Source organism: Leptospira bouyouniensis, assembly GCF_004769525.1.
Taxonomy (GTDB): Bacteria; Spirochaetota; Leptospiria; order Leptospirales; family Leptospiraceae; genus Leptospira_A; species Leptospira_A bouyouniensis.
Genome location: NZ_RQFT01000011.1, coordinates 276,178 through 295,652, shown reverse-complemented (window position 1 = coordinate 295,652; position 19,475 = coordinate 276,178). Strand labels below are relative to the sequence as shown.

General features: G+C 36.3%; 18 protein-coding genes. 12 read left to right on the top strand and 6 right to left on the bottom strand.

Translation table 11 applies throughout. The annotated features are described in order from the left end of the window. Nucleotides 1-2: 2 nt before the first annotated feature. Nucleotides 3-518, bottom strand: a complete 516-nt coding sequence (locus EHQ43_RS13055; RefSeq protein ID WP_135754158.1) for an HIT family protein — start codon at nt 516-518, stop codon at nt 3-5. A gap of 72 nt (nt 519-590) precedes the next feature. Here EHQ43_RS13055 and rsmH point away from each other — a divergent pair, with 72 nt between their 5' ends. Genes rsmH through murC form a run of 7 tightly spaced genes read left to right on the top strand, consistent with a single transcriptional unit; the run spans nt 591 to nt 8,173 of the window. Further along, the gene (gene rsmH / locus EHQ43_RS13050) at nt 591-1,535 is read left to right on the top strand and encodes a 16S rRNA (cytosine(1402)-N(4))-methyltransferase RsmH (protein WP_135771425.1); all 945 of its coding nucleotides are present in this window, start codon (nt 591-593) and stop codon (nt 1,533-1,535) included. After that, complete coding sequence (locus EHQ43_RS13045; protein ID WP_135742044.1) at nt 1,523-1,879, top strand: hypothetical protein; 357 nt, start codon at nt 1,523-1,525, stop codon at nt 1,877-1,879. Before rsmH ends, EHQ43_RS13045 begins: the two co-directional genes overlap by 13 nt. Continuing rightward, nucleotides 1,876-3,402, top strand: a complete 1,527-nt coding sequence (locus tag EHQ43_RS13040; protein ID WP_135771424.1) for a UDP-N-acetylmuramoyl-L-alanyl-D-glutamate--2,6-diaminopimelate ligase — start codon at nt 1,876-1,878, stop codon at nt 3,400-3,402. The genes EHQ43_RS13045 and EHQ43_RS13040 overlap by 4 nt, the downstream gene beginning before the upstream one ends. Before the next feature lie 10 nt (nt 3,403-3,412). Then, nucleotides 3,413-4,525: a phospho-N-acetylmuramoyl-pentapeptide-transferase gene (gene mraY / locus EHQ43_RS13035; protein ID WP_135742042.1), complete on the top strand. Its 1,113-nt coding sequence runs from the start codon at nt 3,413-3,415 to the stop codon at nt 4,523-4,525. Beyond that, nucleotides 4,525-5,673, top strand: a complete 1,149-nt coding sequence (locus EHQ43_RS13030; RefSeq protein ID WP_135771423.1) for an FtsW/RodA/SpoVE family cell cycle protein — start codon at nt 4,525-4,527, stop codon at nt 5,671-5,673. The genes mraY and EHQ43_RS13030 overlap by 1 nt, the downstream gene beginning before the upstream one ends. After that, complete coding sequence (locus EHQ43_RS13025) at nt 5,670-6,755, top strand: UDP-N-acetylglucosamine--N-acetylmuramyl-(pentapeptide) pyrophosphoryl-undecaprenol N-acetylglucosamine transferase (protein ID WP_135742040.1); 1,086 nt, start codon at nt 5,670-5,672, stop codon at nt 6,753-6,755. The genes EHQ43_RS13030 and EHQ43_RS13025 overlap by 4 nt, the downstream gene beginning before the upstream one ends. A gap of 8 nt (nt 6,756-6,763) precedes the next feature. Then, the gene (gene murC, locus EHQ43_RS13020) at nt 6,764-8,173 is read left to right on the top strand and encodes a UDP-N-acetylmuramate--L-alanine ligase (protein WP_135771422.1); all 1,410 of its coding nucleotides are present in this window, start codon (nt 6,764-6,766) and stop codon (nt 8,171-8,173) included. Nucleotides 8,174-8,191: 18 nt separating this feature from the next. On the opposite strand, the gene EHQ43_RS13015 is transcribed toward murC, so the two are convergent. Genes EHQ43_RS13015 through EHQ43_RS13005 form a run of 3 tightly spaced genes read right to left on the bottom strand, consistent with a single transcriptional unit; the run spans nt 8,192 to nt 11,206 of the window. Beyond that, nucleotides 8,192-9,289 carry a 5-(carboxyamino)imidazole ribonucleotide synthase gene (locus tag EHQ43_RS13015; RefSeq protein ID WP_135771421.1) on the bottom strand — a complete coding sequence of 366 codons (1,098 nt, stop codon included), beginning with the start codon at nt 9,287-9,289 and terminating at the stop codon, nt 8,192-8,194. 9 nt (nt 9,290-9,298) lie between these two features. Continuing rightward, a complete protein-coding gene (purE, locus tag EHQ43_RS13010) occupies nt 9,299-9,796 on the bottom strand; it encodes a 5-(carboxyamino)imidazole ribonucleotide mutase (RefSeq protein ID WP_135771420.1) in 498 nt (165 codons plus the stop codon). A gap of 30 nt (nt 9,797-9,826) precedes the next feature. Next, nucleotides 9,827-11,206: a UDP-N-acetylmuramoyl-tripeptide--D-alanyl-D-alanine ligase gene (locus EHQ43_RS13005; RefSeq protein WP_135771419.1), complete on the bottom strand. Its 1,380-nt coding sequence runs from the start codon at nt 11,204-11,206 to the stop codon at nt 9,827-9,829. Between the two features lie 52 nt (nt 11,207-11,258). Between EHQ43_RS13005 and EHQ43_RS13000 the strand changes: the two genes are divergently transcribed. The 3 genes from EHQ43_RS13000 to EHQ43_RS12990 are packed head-to-tail and all read left to right on the top strand — an operon-like array spanning nt 11,259 to nt 14,516. Next, nucleotides 11,259-12,299, top strand: coding sequence for a Gfo/Idh/MocA family protein (locus EHQ43_RS13000; protein ID WP_135771418.1), 1,041 nt, complete (start codon nt 11,259-11,261; stop codon nt 12,297-12,299). Then, a complete protein-coding gene (locus EHQ43_RS12995; protein ID WP_135754149.1) occupies nt 12,296-13,930 on the top strand; it encodes an ABC1 kinase family protein in 1,635 nt (544 codons plus the stop codon). The genes EHQ43_RS13000 and EHQ43_RS12995 overlap by 4 nt, the downstream gene beginning before the upstream one ends. Before the next feature lie 25 nt (nt 13,931-13,955). Beyond that, a complete protein-coding gene (locus tag EHQ43_RS12990; protein ID WP_135771417.1) occupies nt 13,956-14,516 on the top strand; it encodes a lipoprotein signal peptidase in 561 nt (186 codons plus the stop codon). 165 nt (nt 14,517-14,681) lie between these two features. Here the strand turns inward: EHQ43_RS12990 and EHQ43_RS12985 are convergent, their stop codons facing one another. Both EHQ43_RS12985 and EHQ43_RS12980 read right to left on the bottom strand, forming a co-directional pair. After that, entirely contained in the window at nt 14,682-15,392 is a 711-nt protein-coding gene (locus tag EHQ43_RS12985) for an amidohydrolase (protein WP_135771416.1), read from the bottom strand. Continuing rightward, nucleotides 15,392-17,323 carry a hypothetical protein gene (locus tag EHQ43_RS12980; protein ID WP_135771415.1) on the bottom strand — a complete coding sequence of 644 codons (1,932 nt, stop codon included), beginning with the start codon at nt 17,321-17,323 and terminating at the stop codon, nt 15,392-15,394. The genes EHQ43_RS12985 and EHQ43_RS12980 overlap by 1 nt, the downstream gene beginning before the upstream one ends. 115 nt (nt 17,324-17,438) lie before the next feature. Here EHQ43_RS12980 and EHQ43_RS12975 point away from each other — a divergent pair, with 115 nt between their 5' ends. Then, complete coding sequence (locus EHQ43_RS12975; protein ID WP_135771414.1) at nt 17,439-18,227, top strand: AAA family ATPase; 789 nt, start codon at nt 17,439-17,441, stop codon at nt 18,225-18,227. A 1-nt stretch (nt 18,228) separates the two neighbouring features. After that, entirely contained in the window at nt 18,229-19,431 is a 1,203-nt protein-coding gene (locus EHQ43_RS12970; protein ID WP_135771413.1) for a vWA domain-containing protein, read from the top strand. Nucleotides 19,432-19,475: the final 44 nt, after the last annotated feature.

Below are 19,475 nucleotides of genomic sequence, written 5' to 3'. Positions count from 1 at the left end.
GTTTAAGTTTCTTCTTTCACCCAAAGAGTCTTTAAATCTTCCCACATTTGGTAGGGCTCGTAAATGACGATTCTTGTATTGGATAAAACATCGAGGAATCCTGCTTCGTTTGGAAACCTTGGCACAATGTGCTCGTGTATGTGGGGGATAGAGCCACCACTATTTTTACCCAGATTGTATCCGGTATTAAACCCTTGCACCTTCCATTGTTTTTCGAGAATCCGCATGGTTTTTTGTGTTAACCTGTGGATGTCCAAAGCTTCTTCGTCTGTGAGTTCTAAATAATTGATTATATGACGTTTCGGAAAGATGATGATATGGCCTGGGTTGTAGGGAAATAAATTAATCGAAACAATCGAAAGTTCTGTTTCTGCAATCGTAAGGTTTGGAACAATTTCATTTCGATCGCGAACTCCACAAAGGATACATTCTACATTTGGTCTGTCTCCTTTTGCATAACCTAGTTTGCCGATACTAAAAAGGTTTTTGCGTAAGGAATGTTCTTCGTAGGAACTCATTGATACTTTCAATCTCCGAGAAGGATTAAAGGATTGCAAGGATTTTGACAAGTATACAGTAAGAAAGTAACAGTGTTAGAATCTCCCCACATACCCGTCCTTCCGAACGAAGTCATTTCCCTTTTACAACAGTCACAAAATCCAAATCCGATGTGGTTTTTGGATGGGACAGCAGGGGAAGGAGGTCATTCCAAACTCATTTTAAAAACATTTCCCAATTCCAAACTCATCCTGATTGACCGAGACGCTGTGATGTTAGAAAGGGCAAAAAAGGAAATTCTAAAAGAGATTGGAACCTTGGATCGAGTGTATGATTTCCAAATGAATTTTTCAGAAGTGGACCAAGATTTACTGAAAAACGTTGGATGTACGGGACTCGATGGTGCTCTTGTGGACCTTGGAGTGTCCCTTTTCCATTTTTTACACTCTGGTAGAGGATTTACCTTTAAAAACGAAGAACCTTTGGATATGCGACTTGAACCACAAGTGGGCCAAAAAACAGCTGCGGATGTCGTGAATTATAGCTCTGTCTTACATTTAAAAAAAGTGTTTTGGGAATATGGTGAAGAACGATGGGCCCTAAAAATAGCAAATAACATCATCCAGACGAGACACAAAAAAAAATTCGAAACCAATACCGATCTAGTGAAACTGGTCGAAGCATCCATTCCAAGGAAATTTTGGCCCAAAGAATCTCATCCCGCCACGAGGATTTTCCAAGCATTACGTATTGAAGTGAACGAAGAATTACTCCATGCGGAAAAAGGCATACGAGCTCTTGCGAATGCTTTGGCGATCGGTGGAGTTCTCAGCTGTATCTCCTTTCATTCTTTAGAGGATCGAATCGTGAAGTGGACCTTTAGGGATCTCAAAGCAAATGGTCCTTTTGAAATTCTAACCAAAAAACCTATTCTCCCATCGGACAAAGAAATCAAAGAAAACAGAGCCTCTCGGTCAGCAAAATTAAGAGGGCTTATGAAAATCGAACCGATAAAGGAAAGTAGATGGGAAAAGTGACACATACAATCAAATCAATTCCAAATTTGGTTTTTGAATTTTTAGAACCACTCCAGTCTCTTGTGTTTCTCTTCCCATTCCTTGGTTTTTTTTTCTTTCACGTTTGGCAAGGATTAGAGAAGGCAAAACTCCAAAGGTTTATCCATGAACGTACGACCACAAAAGAAGAATTAAAACGAAAAAACGATGAATTAAAAATTGGAATCGTTTCTTATACATCAGCCGAACGAATTGAAACATTGTACCGAAGGACTTACCAATTTCTTCCTATTAGTTTAGGTAACCGTACAGTGACGATTGAACTCCCTCCTATTCCAGAACTTCCTTCTAAAACAAAACCATGAAACTAAATGAAATCATAAAAAAAATTCCAGAAATCAAACTCATTAAAGGTGATGGAAATATTGAAGTAGGATATGTTTGGGCGGATAGTCGTAAACTTTCACCAAACGATATCTTCGTTGTACCAGAAGGTAATTCCGAAATTATCGAATCCTACTTAAATATGGCTAGAGAAAAAGGATGCAATGCAATCTTAGTTTCTAAACGCCATCTCAAATTAAAACATCTAGATTCTTTTCATACCATCATCGAAACAGAAGATTCGTTAGGTGATATTCACGGAAAATTAGCTTCGCTTCTACTTGGTAATCCTTCCAAAAAGTTAAAAATTGTAGGAATCACAGGCACAAATGGTAAAACATCTTTAACTTTTATCTTATTTCATATTGCCAAGAAATTAAAGAAAAAAGCAGCCCTAATTGGAACTGTGCAAATCCAAATTATGGACCGGATTTTAGAATCAAATTACACAACTCCAGACGCTTCCTCACTCAATCTTTTACTCAAAGAAATGTTGGATGAAGGTGTTGAATATGTTTTTATGGAGATGAGCAGTCATGGATTAAAACTAGGTAGAGTTTCAGGTATCGAGCTCACCTGTGCTGGATTTACGAATTTAACACAAGACCATTTAGATTTTCATGAAAGTATGGAAGATTATTTCGAAAGTAAGTTTAAAATTTTCCAATTACTCGAACAATCATCTGTCAAAAACAAATTTGGACTTGTTGCCGGTGATGTTTCTTATGGTGACCGAATGATCCAAAAAATACGTGAATCTAAAATCAAATCACCCATTTATATTTTAGGTAAATCAGGTGAGTTTCATTATAGTAATACCAAACTTTCGTTACTCGGTAGTGAATACCGATTTCATAGAAAAGAAAAAAATCTTCCTTTCATCGAAGTGAGGAACATTAGCACTAATTTACTTGGAAATTTTAATGTATTTAATACTGCTTTTGCCATGTCGGTTGCTTATGAACTTGGGTTTACATGGCAAGACGTTGTTACTGCCGTCGAAGAGATTCCAACAGTTCCAGGTCGATTTCATGTAGTGCCTTACCCGGATCATTCTCGGATTGCTGTTGTGGATTATGCCCATACTCCAGATGCATTGGAAAATATTCTAAAAAGTTGTGTCGAAATTCGTCCCAAACAACTGATTTGTTTATTTGGATGTGGTGGTGATCGGGATCGCACCAAACGCCCACAAATGGCTAAAATTGCAGAAACACATGCAGATTTTGTAATCCTCACCTCAGACAATCCAAGGACAGAAAATCCGGAACTGATTTTAGATGAAATTGAAGCAGGGTTTTCTCGTGGTTTCAAACGTTATGAAAAAATCACTGATAGACGGATTGCGATCGAGCGAGCTGTTTCACTTTTGGAAAAAGATGGAATCCTTGTTGTGGCTGGGAAAGGCCACGAAACCTACCAAATCATCGGCAAAGAAAAAACAAATTTTGTCGATTTTGAAGAAATAGAGAAAGCGTTTTTAAAATTAGATACCAGTCAATAGAGGATTGTATATGTTCCAATGGATTTATGAAACTTTTGGCAATGATTATGGATTTTTAAGGGTTTTTAGTTATGTAACGCTTCGCGCAATGATGGCAGGCCTTACTTCCATGTTCATTACTTTTATTTTTGGAAAATCGCTCATTTCATTTTTATTATCATTAAAATTTCGTGAGTCAGTTCGTAACGATGGACCACAATCCCATGCAAATAAATCAGGTACGCCAACAATGGGTGGACTTATTATGATTTTATCACTTACCATCTCGACTTTGTTATGGGGAAATTTAACCAATCTAAATGTGATTTTATTATTAGTATCTGCGATACTATTTGCAGGACTTGGATTTACTGATGATTATATGAAGTCAGTGAAAAAAATTAAAGGTGGGATGAGAGCCCGAACCAAATTTTTAGTCACGATTGTATTTGCTGTAACGATCACTACTTTGTATTTTTATTTGACTGGTAAATCCAATACAAATCCCCAAAAAGGAATTATCTTTTCAATAACGGATTTGTTTTTGCCTTTTGTGAAAGGACCAGTTTGGAACTTAGGATTACTCGCGGTACCATTCGCAATCATCGTGTTAATCGGTAGTTCTCATGCAGTAAACTTAACGGATGGATTGGATGGATTGGCATCCGGAACCGTTGTGATTTCAACTGCGACTTTTGCATTGATTGCTTATGTTTCAGGTACTCCTTCGGCAGCAAATTATTTACATATTCCTTACCTACCTGGTTCTCACGAATACTCTGTATTCCTCGCAGGATTATCTGGTGCATTACTTGGATTTCTTTGGTTCAATTGCCATCCTGCCCAAGTTTTTATGGGTGATACTGGTTCTTTGTTTTTAGGATCTACATTAGGACTCGTTGCCATCATGTTAAAAAAGGAAATCCTTCTTGTAATCCTTGGAGGAATTTTTGTGGCAGAAGCAGTGAGTGTGATCTTACAAGTTGGGTCCTTCAAACTTACAGGAAAACGAATTTTTAAAATGGCACCTCTTCACCATCATTTTGAACTTTCTGGTTGGTCGGAAGAAAAAGTAGTAATCAGGTTTTGGATCATTGGAATCATCCTTGCCATCATCACACTTTCCACTTTAAAAATCCAATAATGGAAATTTATCGTAATCTTCGAAATTTATTTCGTTTTGGTTCATCCCGTTTTGATGGACCAATGCTTTTTTTTATGTTTTTACTCTTTGGAATAGGAATGATTGTGATGTTTAGTGCATCTGTTATTCCTGCGGAGAGAGAATTTTCCGATTCTTATTATTATTTAAAGAAACAATTGTTATGGGGATTTTTGGGACTAATATTGTTTCTGATTTTTTGCCAAATTCCTTATCAATTTTTAGTTAAGTGGTCTTTTGTATTGTCTCTTTTCAGTTTGATACTACTTGTTGCGGTATTCATACCCGGTCTAGGTAAATCAGTAGGGACCAGTTATGGACGAAGTTTTAATCGATGGATTCAGATAGCAGGATTTCAAATTCAACCATCTGAGTTTTCAAAGATAAGTATATTGCTTTTTTCATCTTATTTTTTTTACAATTTTGATTTTAAAAAAATCAATTGGAACCAAAAAAAAATCGTATCACTAGTCATTATTTTTTTAACACTTTTGCTCATTGTGATAGAACCTGCTTTTGGAACAACAGTCGAATTACTTCTCGTTTTATTTTTCTTTGTGTTACTTGCTGGTTTTCCCATTAAACGCCTGTTTATTCTGGGAGCGTCCATGATTCCTCTTTTACTTGTGCTCGTAACTCAAGTAGGTTATCGTAAAAAGAGACTTGAGATTTGGCTTGATCCTTATAAATTTAGATTTGATGAAGGCCACCAGTTAGTAACAAGTTTTCGTGCATTTTTTGACGGAGGATCAACCGGAAAAGCAATTGGAACAGGGTATGCGCATCGTTATCTTGCCTATAGCCACACCGATTTTGTAATTTCTTCTTTTGTGGAAGACTTTGGATTTGTTGGATTTTTGATTTTTATCTCAATAGTATTATTCTTAATGGTTCGGATATTTTTTTTATTAGAAAGGACCAAAGATAAATTAGGTTTCTTTTTAGGATCTGGTATTCTAATTCTTTTTGGATTTCAAACGATTTTAAATTTATTTGTGGTAACAGGGATTGTACCAGTCACAGGAATTTCCCTTCCATTTTTGAGTTATGGAGGTTCCTCTCTTTTAACAATTTTTATTCTTTTCGGAATTCTTGCCAACATTACCAAAAGAGAAAATTTGGTCTTATGAATGGATCTGTATTAATCGCTGCCGGTGGAACTGGTGGTCATATTTCACCAGGTGTTGCCTTAGCTGAAGTATTAAGTGAAAAAACAAAACATTTTGGATTTGAATCTGTTTATATCCACTCGTTGCTGCGAAATCAAAACAATCCAGACCTTATTAACCCACCTTGTCAAGTTCTTTGGCACAATATACCGCAGTTAGGTGGTTTCAAAACATTAATATATCCATTCTTATTTATTTTTCCTTTTCTCAAAACAATAATCCAATTTAGGAAGTTAAAAATTGAAGCAGTAATTGGAATGGGTGGTTATTCCAGTTTACCAGCAATCCTGTATGCAATATTGTTTCGTAAATCTTTGTATTTATGCGAGCAGAACTGTGTGCCTGGGAAAATTACGAGAATTTTCTCGAAGTTCGCAAAGAAAATAGCATTCAGTTTTCCGATTGTAGAAGAGTTTAAAATTCCAGGAAAAATCATCGGTAATCCTATCCGAAAACGTGTTATACCAGAACATTTAAATATCAGACAAAACGAAAATTTACACGAAGGTAAAAAAAATACAATCAATGTACTCGTACTCGGTGGTTCACAAGGGGCGAGGCAATTAAACCAGATGATATTAAAAGCAATGGAAAATTCTGATATATCTTCTAAGTATAAGTTTCGTTTGTTAACGGGTACAAACCTGTATGATGAAACAAAGAAAAAGGCAAGTGATGAAACCGAAATCATATCTTATGCAAATGATATGAAACCTAATTATGAATGGGCAAATTTAGTGGTTGCAAGATCTGGAGCGGGTGTGATAGCAGAATGTTTGGTATTTGGACTTCCAATGATACTCATACCTTATCCTTTTGCTGCAGATAACCATCAGAAGGCGAATGCAAACTACTTAGAAAAAGAAGGAGCTGCTGTTTCTATCCATTCAACTAGTGATGATCCTACATCTTTAGTTAAATATCTTCTCACTTGGAAAGATCATTCGGAAGTTTTACGAGAAATGGGCCACGTTAGTTTAGCACTTTCGAATGTGAATGCTGCATATCAAACTATTTCTTATTTTTTTACAGATCCAAGGTAACCACCAAGATGAAAGGACCAATATTATTTCTTGGCATTGGTGGAAGTGGAATGTCAAGTCTTGCTCATATGGCAATCGACTTAAAGCTGCCTGTCATCGGATATGATAAAAAAAATTCAGAAACCACAGATTATTTAAAAGAACGTGGCGTCACATTATTCCATTCCATTGAAGACATTCCTTTGGAAGGAATCGAAATGGTTGTATATAGTTCAGCCATGGGTGATAAATACAAGGAAGTGTTTGAAAGGATAAAAAGTCTAAACATTCCACTTAAACACCGCTCTGAATTTATGCATCTCCTCGTTTCCAATCAGAAATCAATTTCTGTTGCAGGAAGTCATGGAAAGACATCCACAACAACAATGGTATCGCAAATTCTTACCGAAGTAGGACTCAACCCAACCATTATGATTGGTGGTGATACAAGTTTGTTAGAAAAACGCGGTGGTAAAATTGGTAAGGGGGAGTATGCTGTTTACGAATCTGACGAATCAGATGGAACTTTCCTGGGTCACAAAGCTAACTTTCGTTTACTAACAAATATTGATAATGATCATCTTGATTATTACCATACAAGAGAAAAATTGGAAAAGGCATTTCTCGATTATATGGGATTTAGTGTTCCTGGGGAAACTGTGTTATTTTTGGGTGACGAAGGAATTCGGTCAGCGTTAGAACATCATCACAAAGAACTTTTGTTTCACAAAGAATTTCATTTGAATCTTATTCTTAACAAAGATCATTCCAAGATCGATTGGTTTTTATACCTCAAAACAAAGTTTGATCAACAAATTACAACCATAGTTTATGAGATTTTGAATGATACGATTTCATTCGAGTATGAAAACCAAATCTATCATTTACAATTACCATTTCCTGGTGTCCATTATTTAACAAATGGTCTGGTTGCATTAGTATGTGCTTTAAAAATAGGTATCAAACCTCAAACTTCTATAGAAATTCTTTCCCGTTATATTGGTGTCAAACGAAGGCAAGAGGTTTTGGGAGTTTGGAAGAACATTTCTGTGATTGATGATTATGGCCATCACCCAACCGAAATCAAAATGGTCATCCAATCATTAAAAAACAAACTCAATGGAGAGGGAAAGCTCCAAGTTATTTTCCAACCCCATCGGTATACCAGGACAAGTTTACTCTTAGAAGAACTTGCAACTTCACTTCTTGGAGCTGATGTTCTTTATTTATTACCGATTTATTCAGCAGGAGAGACTCCAATCGAAGGAATTTCATCCATGAGTTTTTTGCCTTATTTAGATTCCAAAAAAACAACGATGTTATCCGGAAATGTGGATGAAGATTTAGAGGCAATCAAACCTCAATTACAGGCTTGTGATTTACTTTTATGCCTTGGTGCTGGGAATGTTAGAGATTGGGGATCCAAACTAGTATCTTAATTGAACTCTTCAAATTCATTATAGTTCATGGAATAGGGGATTTACTTCTTCTAAAGTGCCTTTAAAATTCATATGCCCCATTTTCCTTCCAGGTTTTGCTTCCTCTTTTGCATACAAATGTAAACGGTATCGATCATCCTTTAACAATTCGTTCGCAAGTTTTAAACTTTCGGTATAGGAATTGCCAAAAATATTTTTCATCAGAGTCGGTTTTGGTCGAACATCAGTTGGAGGTGTATTCCCTGTGATTGCTTGGACATGTAGATAAAATTGAGAAAAACTTTGGCAATCTTGAGTAAAATGACCTGTGTTATGTGGTCTTGGTGCAAATTCATTTAAATACAATTGATTGTCTTTTATAAAGAATTCTACACCTAAAGTTCCTACATATTGAAAAGATTCAGCTAATTTTGATGCCATTTCGATTGCTTCCAAATTGAGTCCAACAGGAATTCTTGCAGGAAAAATGGAAAGGTCGAGGATATGATTTTTGTGTTCATTTTCAACTGCACCATAACAAACAATATCACCATTCTGGAAACGTGTGAGAATGATGCTGATCTCTTTCTGAAACGGAATCACTTCTTCAATTAAATATTCCGAATGTTCATTCTGGAATCCAGACGTTAAGAAATACTCATATTCGAGTTTATTTTTTACTTTGACCTGACCTTTCCCATCATAACCAAACCGTAATGTTTTTATGATCCATGGGAATTCAATCGATATATCAAGTTTTGATGTATCTTTTGTTAGATGAAAAAACTCAGCAGTACGAAATCCTAACTTTCGAAAATGAGTTTTTTCTAAAAACCTGTCTTGGGCAATGATGAGAGCTTGCGGTGGTGGAAAAACAGTAACAGATTTTTGGTTCTTTAAAAAATCAAGTGTAGGTTTTGGAATATTTTCAAACTCAAAACTGAGAACATCTATTTGATTAAGAAAGTTTTCTAGCTCTGACTGTGAATCATAGGATGAAACTGTAGCTTTTGCTCCCACTTTTTCTGATGGTGAATTGGCATCTGGGGATAAACAATAAAATGAATATCCTAAGGGAACAGCTTCCAAACACATCATTTGGCCAAGTTGACCTGATCCCAAAACACCAATTTTCATATTCAATCCCTATACCAATTGGTCATTTTTTGAAAGGGCAGCAATGCGATTGGAATTCGCATACTCTTCTAATTTTTTGGATAGATTAACATCCAGTAGAGACAAGATACGAACCGCAAGTAATGCAGCATTCGCAGCTCCACTTGTTCCAATAGCAAGTGTTCCAACGGGAACTCCCTTTGGCATCTGGACAATGGATAACAAACTATCCATACCATTCAATGCTTTGGAAAGGATAGGCACACCTAAAACAGGTAATGTGGTAAGTGAAGCTGTCATACCAGGTAAATGTGCAGCTCCACCTGCACCTGCAATGATCACTCCGAATCCATTGTTTTGTGCATTTTTTGCAAATTCGAACATTCGTTCTGGTGAACGATGTGCGGATACTATTTCCTTTTCATACGGAATGCCAAACTCATTTAAAATGTCACAAGATTCTTTCATAGTTTCCCAATCTGAATAGGAACCCATAATCACAGCAACTTTTGGTAATTGGTTTGTCATACGTAGAATCTAAAAATACCTATTTCCCTTTCAACCTTTAAATGAAATAAGTTCTGAAACTATTTCTTCCATTTTCATCGATCTTGAACCTTTCACCAAAATGACAGCATTCTTTGGGATTTGATTTTTTATAAAATTACACAATGTTGATTTGTCTTTAAAATGTTTTGCATTTGGAACTTGTTTTATCATTGGTGTTGTTTCTTCACCAAATCCAAGTAAGGTTCCTCTACCGATTTTTCTAATCTCTTTTCCTATTTGTTCATGGTAAAATTTTGAAAATTTCCCAAGTTCTTTCATCGTGCCAAGAACCCATACAATTTCTTTGTCACCAGCATATTGAATACTTGCGTCAATACTCGATAACATTGACTCAGGATTTGCATTATAGGAATCATCGATAATAGTAAAAAAACCTTTTTTGATATTCAACCGTTTGTTTGGGCTTTTATAAGATTTAATCGCATTTCTAATCTGCAAATCGTTGATCTTAAGATATTGACCAATGGCTAACATTCCTCTAACATTACTGAGTAATTTTGATCCAGGGATTTTCCATTGGATGATTTCACTTTTCATTTCCATTAAAAATCCATTTTTTTGAATTGTTTTTATTTTGAGTATTGGGTTACGAGAATGGTTCCATATCACTAATCCGACATTCGATTTTTTTGTTCTGATTTTTACTCGATTTAAAAAATCCAAGTCATCGGGTACAAAAAGTACACCACCTGGTTTCATTCCGGAAATAATATCAATTTTTTCTTCTGCAATGTTTTCTCTTGATTTTAAATTTTGAATATGTGCAGATCCAATGTTCGTGATAAGAGAATGTGTGGGATTTGCAATCAAAGAGAGTCTTTGGATTTCTCCGCGGTGGTTCATCCCCATTTCACAAATCACGACTCGAGTAAATTCTGTAATGCGAAATAAAGTAAATGGTACACCAATTTCGTTATTGTAATTTTTTTCAGTAACAACAAGAGACTTTGGTTCTAAAAAAGAGAATAATCCGCCTAACAAATCCTTTGTAGTCGTTTTTCCAGAAGAACCGGTGATGGCAAGGATGATAGGACGGAACCGATTCCGATGGTAATTGGCTAATACTCCAAGTGAAGCCAAAGTATCCTTTACAAAAATTGCTTTCTTTTTGTCTTCTTCAGGTAATGTCGAAATGATTGGGTGATTTTTCTCACATAAAAAACCACTAGCACCCGCATTTAATGCATCTTTAATGAATTGGTGCCCGTCTCTTTCCCCACGAAGAGGCACAAACAAAGTTCCTTTTTTAATTTCCTTAGATGAGGTAGAGATCCAACGAAATTTTAGATTCTTTGGGTTCTCCCAGTCTGGATTCATAGAAAACAAACTAAGAAGAGTTGACAGGGAATATTCAAATGGTGCGATCATAGCTTCTTGTGCCAGATTCGTAAGGAAAGAAAGATTTTAAAGAAAAACTTAAATGAAACCAACTAAAATCAAAACGATTCTCATTGGCCTTGGACGAATCGCTTCCAAACTAGAAAAAGACCCGTACCGCAAAAAACCTTGCACACATATGGGTGTACTCATGTCTTCTTGGGGAAAGGCCCATTTTGAATTTGTATCTGGCTTTGATTCGAATCCGGAAGCTTGTGAACTATTCCAAAACCAATGGAAACAACCAACAGTCAACATTCCCAACGGTTTGTTTCAAAAATTGAATTTACCGACGGTAAACCTTGCCATCATTGCTACCCCCAGTCATACCCATGAAGGAATTGCCAAAGAATGCATCAAAATGGGAATTCGGCACCTTCTCATCGAAAAACCGGTTGCAATGTCTTCAAAAGGGGCGAAAACGTTAGAACAACTTTCAAAATCCAACCAGACAAAAATTTGGATCAATCATGAAAGAAGATACCACCCAAGTTACCTCTTTGTGAGAGATGAATTAAAAAAAGGAAATTTCGGGCAAATCAAATCCATCCGTGCTTCTGTATTTACTTCTGCTAAAAATCCTGGTATCGCCTTTTCAAAGTCTGGTGGTGGTCCCTTACTTCATGACGGTACCCATGCACTCGATTTAATTCATTGGTTGGTTGGAAAACCTAAACTCGTACATGCCAAAATGGAAAGACCCAAAAAAGGAATTGTCGAAACAAGAGCATCTGCCTATTTTTTTACCAATTCAAATATACAAATCACATTAGATGTCTCAGGAGGCAGGGAATATTTTCAATTTGAATTGGATATTCATACAAATTCCCATCGGATTATCTGTTCGAACGATGGGTTCCAATTCTTTCAATCTGTTCCTTCAAAATTGTACAAAGGATTTCAAAGTTTAGAATTATACAATCCAAAAGGATTCCCAAAGCCAGAAACATCCAATGCATTTTTAGGGATCTACAAAGAAATTAAAGAGGTAATCCATGGTGAAAAATCGACTATGGAAGGAACCTTGTCTGAGAATATCCAAATTTTGGAAAGTATTGAATCAATTTATAGGAATAAAAAATGAAATCAGATCAAAATCGATCCGTCTCTGTTTATTCGTTTGTATTTAAAACATACTTTCAATATTTATACCTTTCAAAATTTTCCAAAAAAATTCTCTCGAAAGAAAAATATAACACAAAACGTACGCATTTTCTTAAAAGAAAAGGAATCGAAACAAAAACACTTTTCTTTCAATTAGGTGGTGTTTATATAAAAATAGGGCAGTTTATCAGCAATTTATTCCATATCCTACCCGAGGAATTTTTATGGGAATTGCAAGACCTTCAAGACAAAATCCCTCCGCGAGAATTTCATGATATTGATAAAAGATGGCTGATGGATTTCAAAAAACCAATGGATGAAATTTTTGAATCATTGGAAAAAACTGCATATGCAAGTGCCTCAACAGCTCAGGTTCACATTGGGTATTACCAAAACAAAAAAGTGGCAATCAAAACCCTTTACCCTGGAATCGAAGATACAGCGAAATCTGATCTAAAAACCATTTCGAAAGTCATTTGGCTCATTGATTCGTTTGTGGTAAAAGTTTCTGCAAAAGAGGTGAACGACCAATTACAATCTATGATCAATGAGGAATTGGATCTTCGAAGTGAATTAAAAAATTTAAAAATACTCAAACAGATGTTTGCACTTGAAAAAGATTTTTATATTCCAAATCCAATCGAAGAACTTTGCGGTCGACACACTCTCGTTACAGAATTTGTAGAAGGAAAAAAGATTTATGAATTAGATCCCGAACCCCTGTATACAAAACGGAATCCTAATTTGGATAAGTTGATCAAAGCATATATTTTAATGATTTTTGATTATCGATTCTTTCATGCAGACCCACATCCAGGAAATTTAATTTTTATGGATACCGGAGAATTGTGTCTAATCGACTTTGGAGCTGTTCAATCTATTTCAGAAGAAGAAACCCAAATTTTAGAACGAATATTGGTTGGTGCAATGAGAAAGGATTACCATCTGATTTCTGAATCCTTATATGAGTTGGGAGCAGTGACGGAATCTTTATCCAAAGATGAATTAACCCAAATCGTAAAATACTCGTTGGAAAAACTAAATCGAATCCTTGCCGATACAGATCATTTTAGGAATTTAAGTTTTGAAACCTTAAGACCAGGGGATGACCTTCGATTCTTAAAGGAAATCCAAGTGAGCCTCAAACGGTTGCTCTCTAGTTTGAAACTTCCTCCCAATTTTCTAAGTTTACATCGTGTCCTTGCTTTGTTACTGGGAAACTTTTCGTTTTTGGATCCAACAAGGTCCATGATCGAATACGCCGAAAAACCGTTTTCGCAGATTGTTTTGAAGGGTGGTTCGTTCAAAAGGCTTTGGAAGGATGAAGGAGAAGAATTTATCACAAGTTTGTTTTCGTTACCCAAAGAACTCAATGACTTCTTGTACAAATGGAATCGGGGTGAATTTTCTAAAAAAGACGATTATAAATCGGAGGAATTGAAACTCAAAGAAATTTTCACTTTTGGGACCCTAGGATCACTATTTTTCTTTTTTGGAATGTATTATGCGGAAAAATTCTGGAAAGAACCAAGCATAATATTTTATATACTATCAGGACTTTGTTTTTGGTCACTTGCGAAATCGAGTCTAAGTTATTGGAAACAAAAATAAACGGAATAAAACCTAAATCATCAATATGAAATTACCAAACACTCCATTTTTCTCTGTATTTAAACCAGGATACTTGGCCTTTGTTGCCTTTGGACTATTTTTAGACCTACTCACAAAGTATATCATTATCACAAAAATGTATGCACATGAAAGTATTCCTGTGTTAGGTGATTTTTTCAGACTTTCGCTTACGTTTAATACTGGTTTTGTGTTTGGGCTTTTCCAAGACAATGCATTACCGTCATTATTTGCGACTGGTTTTGCGATTGTTTTTTTAATTTTTTACAGATGGCAAAATTCTGACTTGGGAAATGTATGGGGATGGAATTTTGTAATGGCGGGAGCCTTTGGAAATTTTATTGATAAGTTTTTTGTCAAAATTCCAGGGACTGGTTTTCGTTTTGGCTTCACACCTGACAAACCTGGGATCGAATACATTGGCGTTGTTGACTTTTTAGACTTTGAATGGCCCGATTTTTTACTCTTCGACAGGTGGCCAGCATTCAATGTTGCCGATTCATGTGTTTCCATCGGCATTGTGATTTTACTATTCACAATGGATTGGAAGGAATTGGATAAAAAATAATCGGAAAGCTTTTCCTACATAAAAAATATCTATCATTGATAGCATATCCACTTTGGATTTGAAAACCCATTCCAAAGTGAATCATACATAGGGAATGAATGAAACTTAGGAAGATTCTTCCTTGTTTCATTCACAATGAAACTTTTCAGTTAGTATCAAAAAAATTTAAAGTAAGTAACTTCTCATGACATTCACGGACAAAGTTTTAAAAACTTCTTTGTCTTCTTCCAATTTCCCCACTTTCCAATTGATTCCTGAAGGAGACGCGTATAAACTGCGTGCGGCTTTTCCATCAGTGGGTCCGCAAACTCTAACGATATGGATATTTTTTTCTTTGGCAAGTAATTCGTAATCATTCAAATCTTCTTCATAAGATTTGTTTTGGTTTGTTGTATCCAAATGGAAGATAATCTCTATTTTCTCATTTTGAAATTCACTCCAAATTGACTCATTAAATAAATCTTCTCCGAGTAACAATCCGAAGCGAAGGCCTCCCATGATAAAGATTGATTCTGTGACACCAGTTGTGACGGCTTCTTCTCGAATTGGGTTAGGAGATTTTTTTTCATAAAAATCAACAAGAACTAATGATTGTACAATAGGTAGTGCAGAAACTAAATTACCATTTTCATTATTTCGATATTGGCTACCACCAAGGATAACTCCTGGAAATTTTTCCGAGATCTCTAACAAATGATCTTGGTATTCCTTTTCATGTTTTGTTCCATCTTTTGGAGATTCACTTTGAAAAAAGTGAGGGAAACCTTCTGGTAACAATAAAAATTGTGCCTTGCTCTGTTGGACTTTTGATATTTCCTCTTGGGTGAATCGTTTGTGTAAATTCTTTTGGTAGATTGCGATTTTGATGACTGCCATTAAAAAGGATTTCCTGTTGGTAATATGTCATCATCAGAAAGATCATCGAAACTGTCATTTGTTTGCGTATCTGTTGCTTGCGTTGCGTTTGTTTCCTGATCTTTGGATTCTATGTTTGTTTGATTCCCTTCTGCTTGGGTTTCATTTTCTAAATCACTCGCATCGGGTGATCCTGTCTCTTTTGCGGTTTCCGTATCCACTCCAAAAGAGGATTTCATTTGTTCAGGAGTGAGTTCCACAAGTCCACCAAACAAATCACCAGTTTCGATCCGGTCATGTAGAGCAAGCAGATAACAATAAGATTCCATAATGCACTGTTTGACTGGTTTTTTATTGAGCCTTTTTCTCGACTCCATCGAATCCAAAGTCAAAATATCATTCATGTTCGCGACAATTTCTTTTTTACCCTTCATATCTTTAATAAGAGTGAGTAAGGAATCACGTGACTTTAAGCTAAATTCTTTGATTGCCATACGAACAGTACGGGATTGACCAGTTCGTTTTTGTTCTATTCCAGTTAACTTTTTTGAAGCTTCAATATAATTTGCACCTGGATTGGCTTTATGTTTTTCTAACTCTCGTAGAATATCGTGGTAAATTCGAAATTGATCTATTATCGTGCGTGTGCTTTCATAGATATCTAACATTTTTTGTCGGTAATCCACCTTTACTCCGTTAATCGATCCAGGTTTGATATCGATTTTTTTGGTGGTCATCACAAAAGAATATTCATCGTCAAATTCATAAAAATAAAAAAGAGCAAGTAGGGCTTTGTCTGAATCTGGAATATTTAAGTATTCGTTTTTCGGATCAAATTTTTTGCGTAATTTGGGAATGGAATACATCTGCATAAGACGCAGACCATAGGCTTGTTCTTTCGATAGAGGAACTTCTTCCTCTTCTTTTTTCTCATCTTCTTTAGCTGATGCTTCCGCATCTCTTTCTTCTTTCGTTTCGACTGGTTTTCCACCTGGAACATTTTCACCTGATTTTCTTTGACCAGGTTTTTCTTCCTGAGTGATTCCCAAGAGATTTTCCATATAACGAGAAATAAGTGGAATGTTTTTGTTTTCTGCCCTTAAAACAACCAAATACAATCTATCAAAAAATCCATCAAACAAAGTGTCGATTTCTTGTAATACTTTTCGTTTTTTATTGGCATAAATGAGAGAAGGTTTTCCTTCTAACTTTTGTAATTCGTCATAGGCTTGGGAGAAAGATTTTTTTAATGTTTCTTGGTAAGGGTAGAGGATATACATCCTTTTGAAGAGGGAATAAAATTGATTCTTTACCCTTTCGATGGCAACTGGTGATTCAGGTGCTGTCATAATTGGTTCTGTTATATCAGTTAGCTCTGGTCCGTTATACAATTTTTGACCCATCGCTAAAAGTTCAACGAGTAATGGGTTGATACGATCAAGCGCCTTACTTAGCTGAGGTGAATATTGTTGATTTGCTAGTAATTCGTTTCCACTGTATTGTAATTCAATGAGTGCTTGTTTACCACGAATTGAAAAATCGTGCATAAATTTTGGTGTGAGGTCACTCGAACCAAATGATGTAACTCTGGCTAACCAACATTTGAGTTTTATGGAAAAACGTGCACCGAAACTACTGATCTCTTTTTCGTATTGGGCTTTTGAATCTGCTTGAGACTTATAAGAATTTGAATCTTGTTTGGAAGGATTTCCTCCAGAGGAAGCACTGCCACCTCGACTACCAGTGCGACCTTCGTCACCACCACGCGAAACAGTGCTTTGTCTGACCTTTGGTTCTGGACGATTTCTTTTGCTATCGTCTTCTTTTGGAGGAGTTTTCTCTTTGATGACTTCTCCACCTGCGCTCTTAAACTTATTGAACATATCCTTTCTTTGAGAATCGTCCAGTTTTCCAACGCCAATGGCCCGCTTTGTATTATCGAAATCACCCATATATGTTTACTATCGTTCCAATTTCTCAATATAGGAACAGAAGTTTCTTTCAAAAAGCAATTTTTAGTAGATTCCCCCGTTTTTCGAAAAAGATTGGAGTCCAAAAGGGAAGAACATGGCAGATTATATCCTATCCGAAGACTTAAAAGAAGCAGTACAAGTGGCAGAGATCACAAAACGTCCGCTCCTTTTGAAAGGGGAACCCGGAACGGGCAAAACCCTCCTTGCAAGTTTCCTTGCCGAAACAAAAAACCTTCCCTTTTACCGTTGGCACATCAAGTCTACAAGCCTTGCCAAAGAAGGATTGTATTTTTATGATGCGGTTTCCCGATTGAATGACTCGCGGTTTCCGGAAGAGGAAGCCATGAACCGAGTCAGAAACGTGAAAAATTACATTCGTTTAGGAGCGCTCGGTGAAGCCTTCCTCGAACCGAACAAATCGGTAGTCCTCATCGATGAAATTGACAAAGCCGACATTGAATTTCCGAACGATTTACTCCTTGAATTGGATAAAATGGAATTTTTTATCCCAGAAACAAAAGAGCATATTGTTGCAAAAGAACGTCCTATTGTCATCATCACTTCCAATAATGAAAAAGAATTGCCAGACGCATTTTTAAGGCGTTGTATCTTTCACTACATTGAATTTCCAAAAAGGGAATCTATGAAGGAGATCATCAAGGCACATTATCCCTCCATTGAAACTGAATTTATGGAAAAGGCACTCGCAATGTTTTATTCGATCCGAAAAATAGAAAGCCTACGCAAAAAACCTTCTACCAGTGAGTTACTGGATTGGATCCAAGTTTTACTCGTTTCTGGGGAAACATTAGAATCGAATAAAATCCCATTTGCCGGGACCTTATTCAAATCGGAAGATGATTACAGAGTGTACTTAAACTAATATGTTCCTCGATTTTTTCTACAATCTGCGAAAGGAAACAGTTCCTTGTTCAACAGGGGAACTCATCGCATTTTTAGAAAGCATTCGAAAACTCACTGACCCCAAAGGTTATATCTCGCTGGATCAGTTGTACCGAGTGGGAAGGCTCAATTTTGCAAAAGACTTAAAACACTATGATCCTTATGACATTGCGTTTGGAAAAACTTTTGGCAGTTGGAAAGAACAACGGATTGAATTCCGCGATCTTCTTTTTGAATGGTTGGAGGAAAATATTCCCAAACACCTTTCTGAGGAACAAAAACAAAATGCTCCCCATTTGAGTATGGATGAGGTAATTGAGGAATTAAAAAAACGCCTAGCAGAACAGAAGGAAAGGCATGATGGAGGGAGTAAATGGGTCGGAACTTCAGGGACCAGTCCTTTTGGAAATTCCGGTTTTAATCCAAATGGTATTTCTATTGGGGGGAATACGGAAGGGGAAGGGAATCGATCTGGAGTTAGCCTTTGGAACGAAAGGAAATACAAGGCTTACAGGGAAGATGAGATCCTTGATACAAGGTCCATCCAGTTGGCTCTGAAAGAACTCCGTTTTTTAAAGAAAGAAGGGAAACGAGAACTCCATGTAGACAAAACGATCGATAAAACCTGCGAAAATGGTGGGGAAATTGAATTGGTAGAAGAAAGAGAAAGGAAAAACTCACTTCGACTCGTTCTCATTATGGACATTGGTGGGAGTATGACACCACACTCTGATCGAGTCAGTAAACTTTTTAGTGCCAGTAGGGGTTTATACCATTTTAAAGAAGTTCATAATTATTTTTTCCACAATATCTTTCATGAATACTTATATGCAAACCATGAGTTTCAATCTAGAATCTCACTCAAACACTTCGAAGAAAAATATAGGAAAAATACAAAGCTCATTTTTGTAGGAGATGCTTATATGGCTCCTTATGAATTGATGGGAACACCTTACAACGTTTATGCGTATCATTCACATACGAAAGAAGAGAAAGAAAAAAAAGCTAAAAGTGGATTGGAATGTTTAAAGGAACTTGTTGGATATTTCCCAGATTCCGTATGGCTAAACCCTGAACCAAAACGATTTTGGGGTGCACCGACAATAGAAGCAATTGAAGATGTGGTTCCTATGTTTCCATTGACCATCGAGGGTCTACGAAAAGCGGTGAAGCAATTGGTTTGAGAAGGAATTGTTATTTTGATTCATTTTTTGAAACTAAACTGTCG

Excerpts from the sequence above, each read along its gene's own strand:
- EHQ43_RS13005 (WP_135771419.1), bottom strand. The coding sequence starts at position 11,206 with ATGATCGCACCATTTGAATATTCCCTGTCAACTCTTCTTAGTTTGTTT.
- EHQ43_RS13040 (WP_135771424.1), top strand. The coding sequence starts at position 1,876 with ATGAAACTAAATGAAATCATAAAAAAAATTCCAGAAATCAAACTCATT.
- EHQ43_RS13025 (WP_135742040.1), top strand. The coding sequence starts at position 5,670 with ATGAATGGATCTGTATTAATCGCTGCCGGTGGAACTGGTGGTCATATT.
- EHQ43_RS12970 (WP_135771413.1), top strand. The coding sequence starts at position 18,229 with ATGTTCCTCGATTTTTTCTACAATCTGCGAAAGGAAACAGTTCCTTGT.
- EHQ43_RS13000 (WP_135771418.1), top strand. The coding sequence starts at position 11,259 with ATGAAACCAACTAAAATCAAAACGATTCTCATTGGCCTTGGACGAATC.
- EHQ43_RS13055 (WP_135754158.1), bottom strand. The coding sequence starts at position 518 with ATGAGTTCCTACGAAGAACATTCCTTACGCAAAAACCTTTTTAGTATC.
- EHQ43_RS13030 (WP_135771423.1), top strand. The coding sequence starts at position 4,525 with ATGGAAATTTATCGTAATCTTCGAAATTTATTTCGTTTTGGTTCATCC.
- EHQ43_RS12980 (WP_135771415.1), bottom strand. The coding sequence starts at position 17,323 with ATGGGTGATTTCGATAATACAAAGCGGGCCATTGGCGTTGGAAAACTG.
- murC (WP_135771422.1), top strand. The coding sequence starts at position 6,764 with ATGAAAGGACCAATATTATTTCTTGGCATTGGTGGAAGTGGAATGTCA.
- EHQ43_RS12995 (WP_135754149.1), top strand. The coding sequence starts at position 12,296 with ATGAAATCAGATCAAAATCGATCCGTCTCTGTTTATTCGTTTGTATTT.
- EHQ43_RS13015 (WP_135771421.1), bottom strand. The coding sequence starts at position 9,289 with ATGAAAATTGGTGTTTTGGGATCAGGTCAACTTGGCCAAATGATGTGT.
- EHQ43_RS13045 (WP_135742044.1), top strand. The coding sequence starts at position 1,523 with ATGGGAAAAGTGACACATACAATCAAATCAATTCCAAATTTGGTTTTT.
- EHQ43_RS12975 (WP_135771414.1), top strand. The coding sequence starts at position 17,439 with ATGGCAGATTATATCCTATCCGAAGACTTAAAAGAAGCAGTACAAGTG.
- EHQ43_RS12985 (WP_135771416.1), bottom strand. The coding sequence starts at position 15,392 with ATGGCAGTCATCAAAATCGCAATCTACCAAAAGAATTTACACAAACGA.
- purE (WP_135771420.1), bottom strand. The coding sequence starts at position 9,796 with ATGACAAACCAATTACCAAAAGTTGCTGTGATTATGGGTTCCTATTCA.
- EHQ43_RS12990 (WP_135771417.1), top strand. The coding sequence starts at position 13,956 with ATGAAATTACCAAACACTCCATTTTTCTCTGTATTTAAACCAGGATAC.
- mraY (WP_135742042.1), top strand. The coding sequence starts at position 3,413 with ATGTTCCAATGGATTTATGAAACTTTTGGCAATGATTATGGATTTTTA.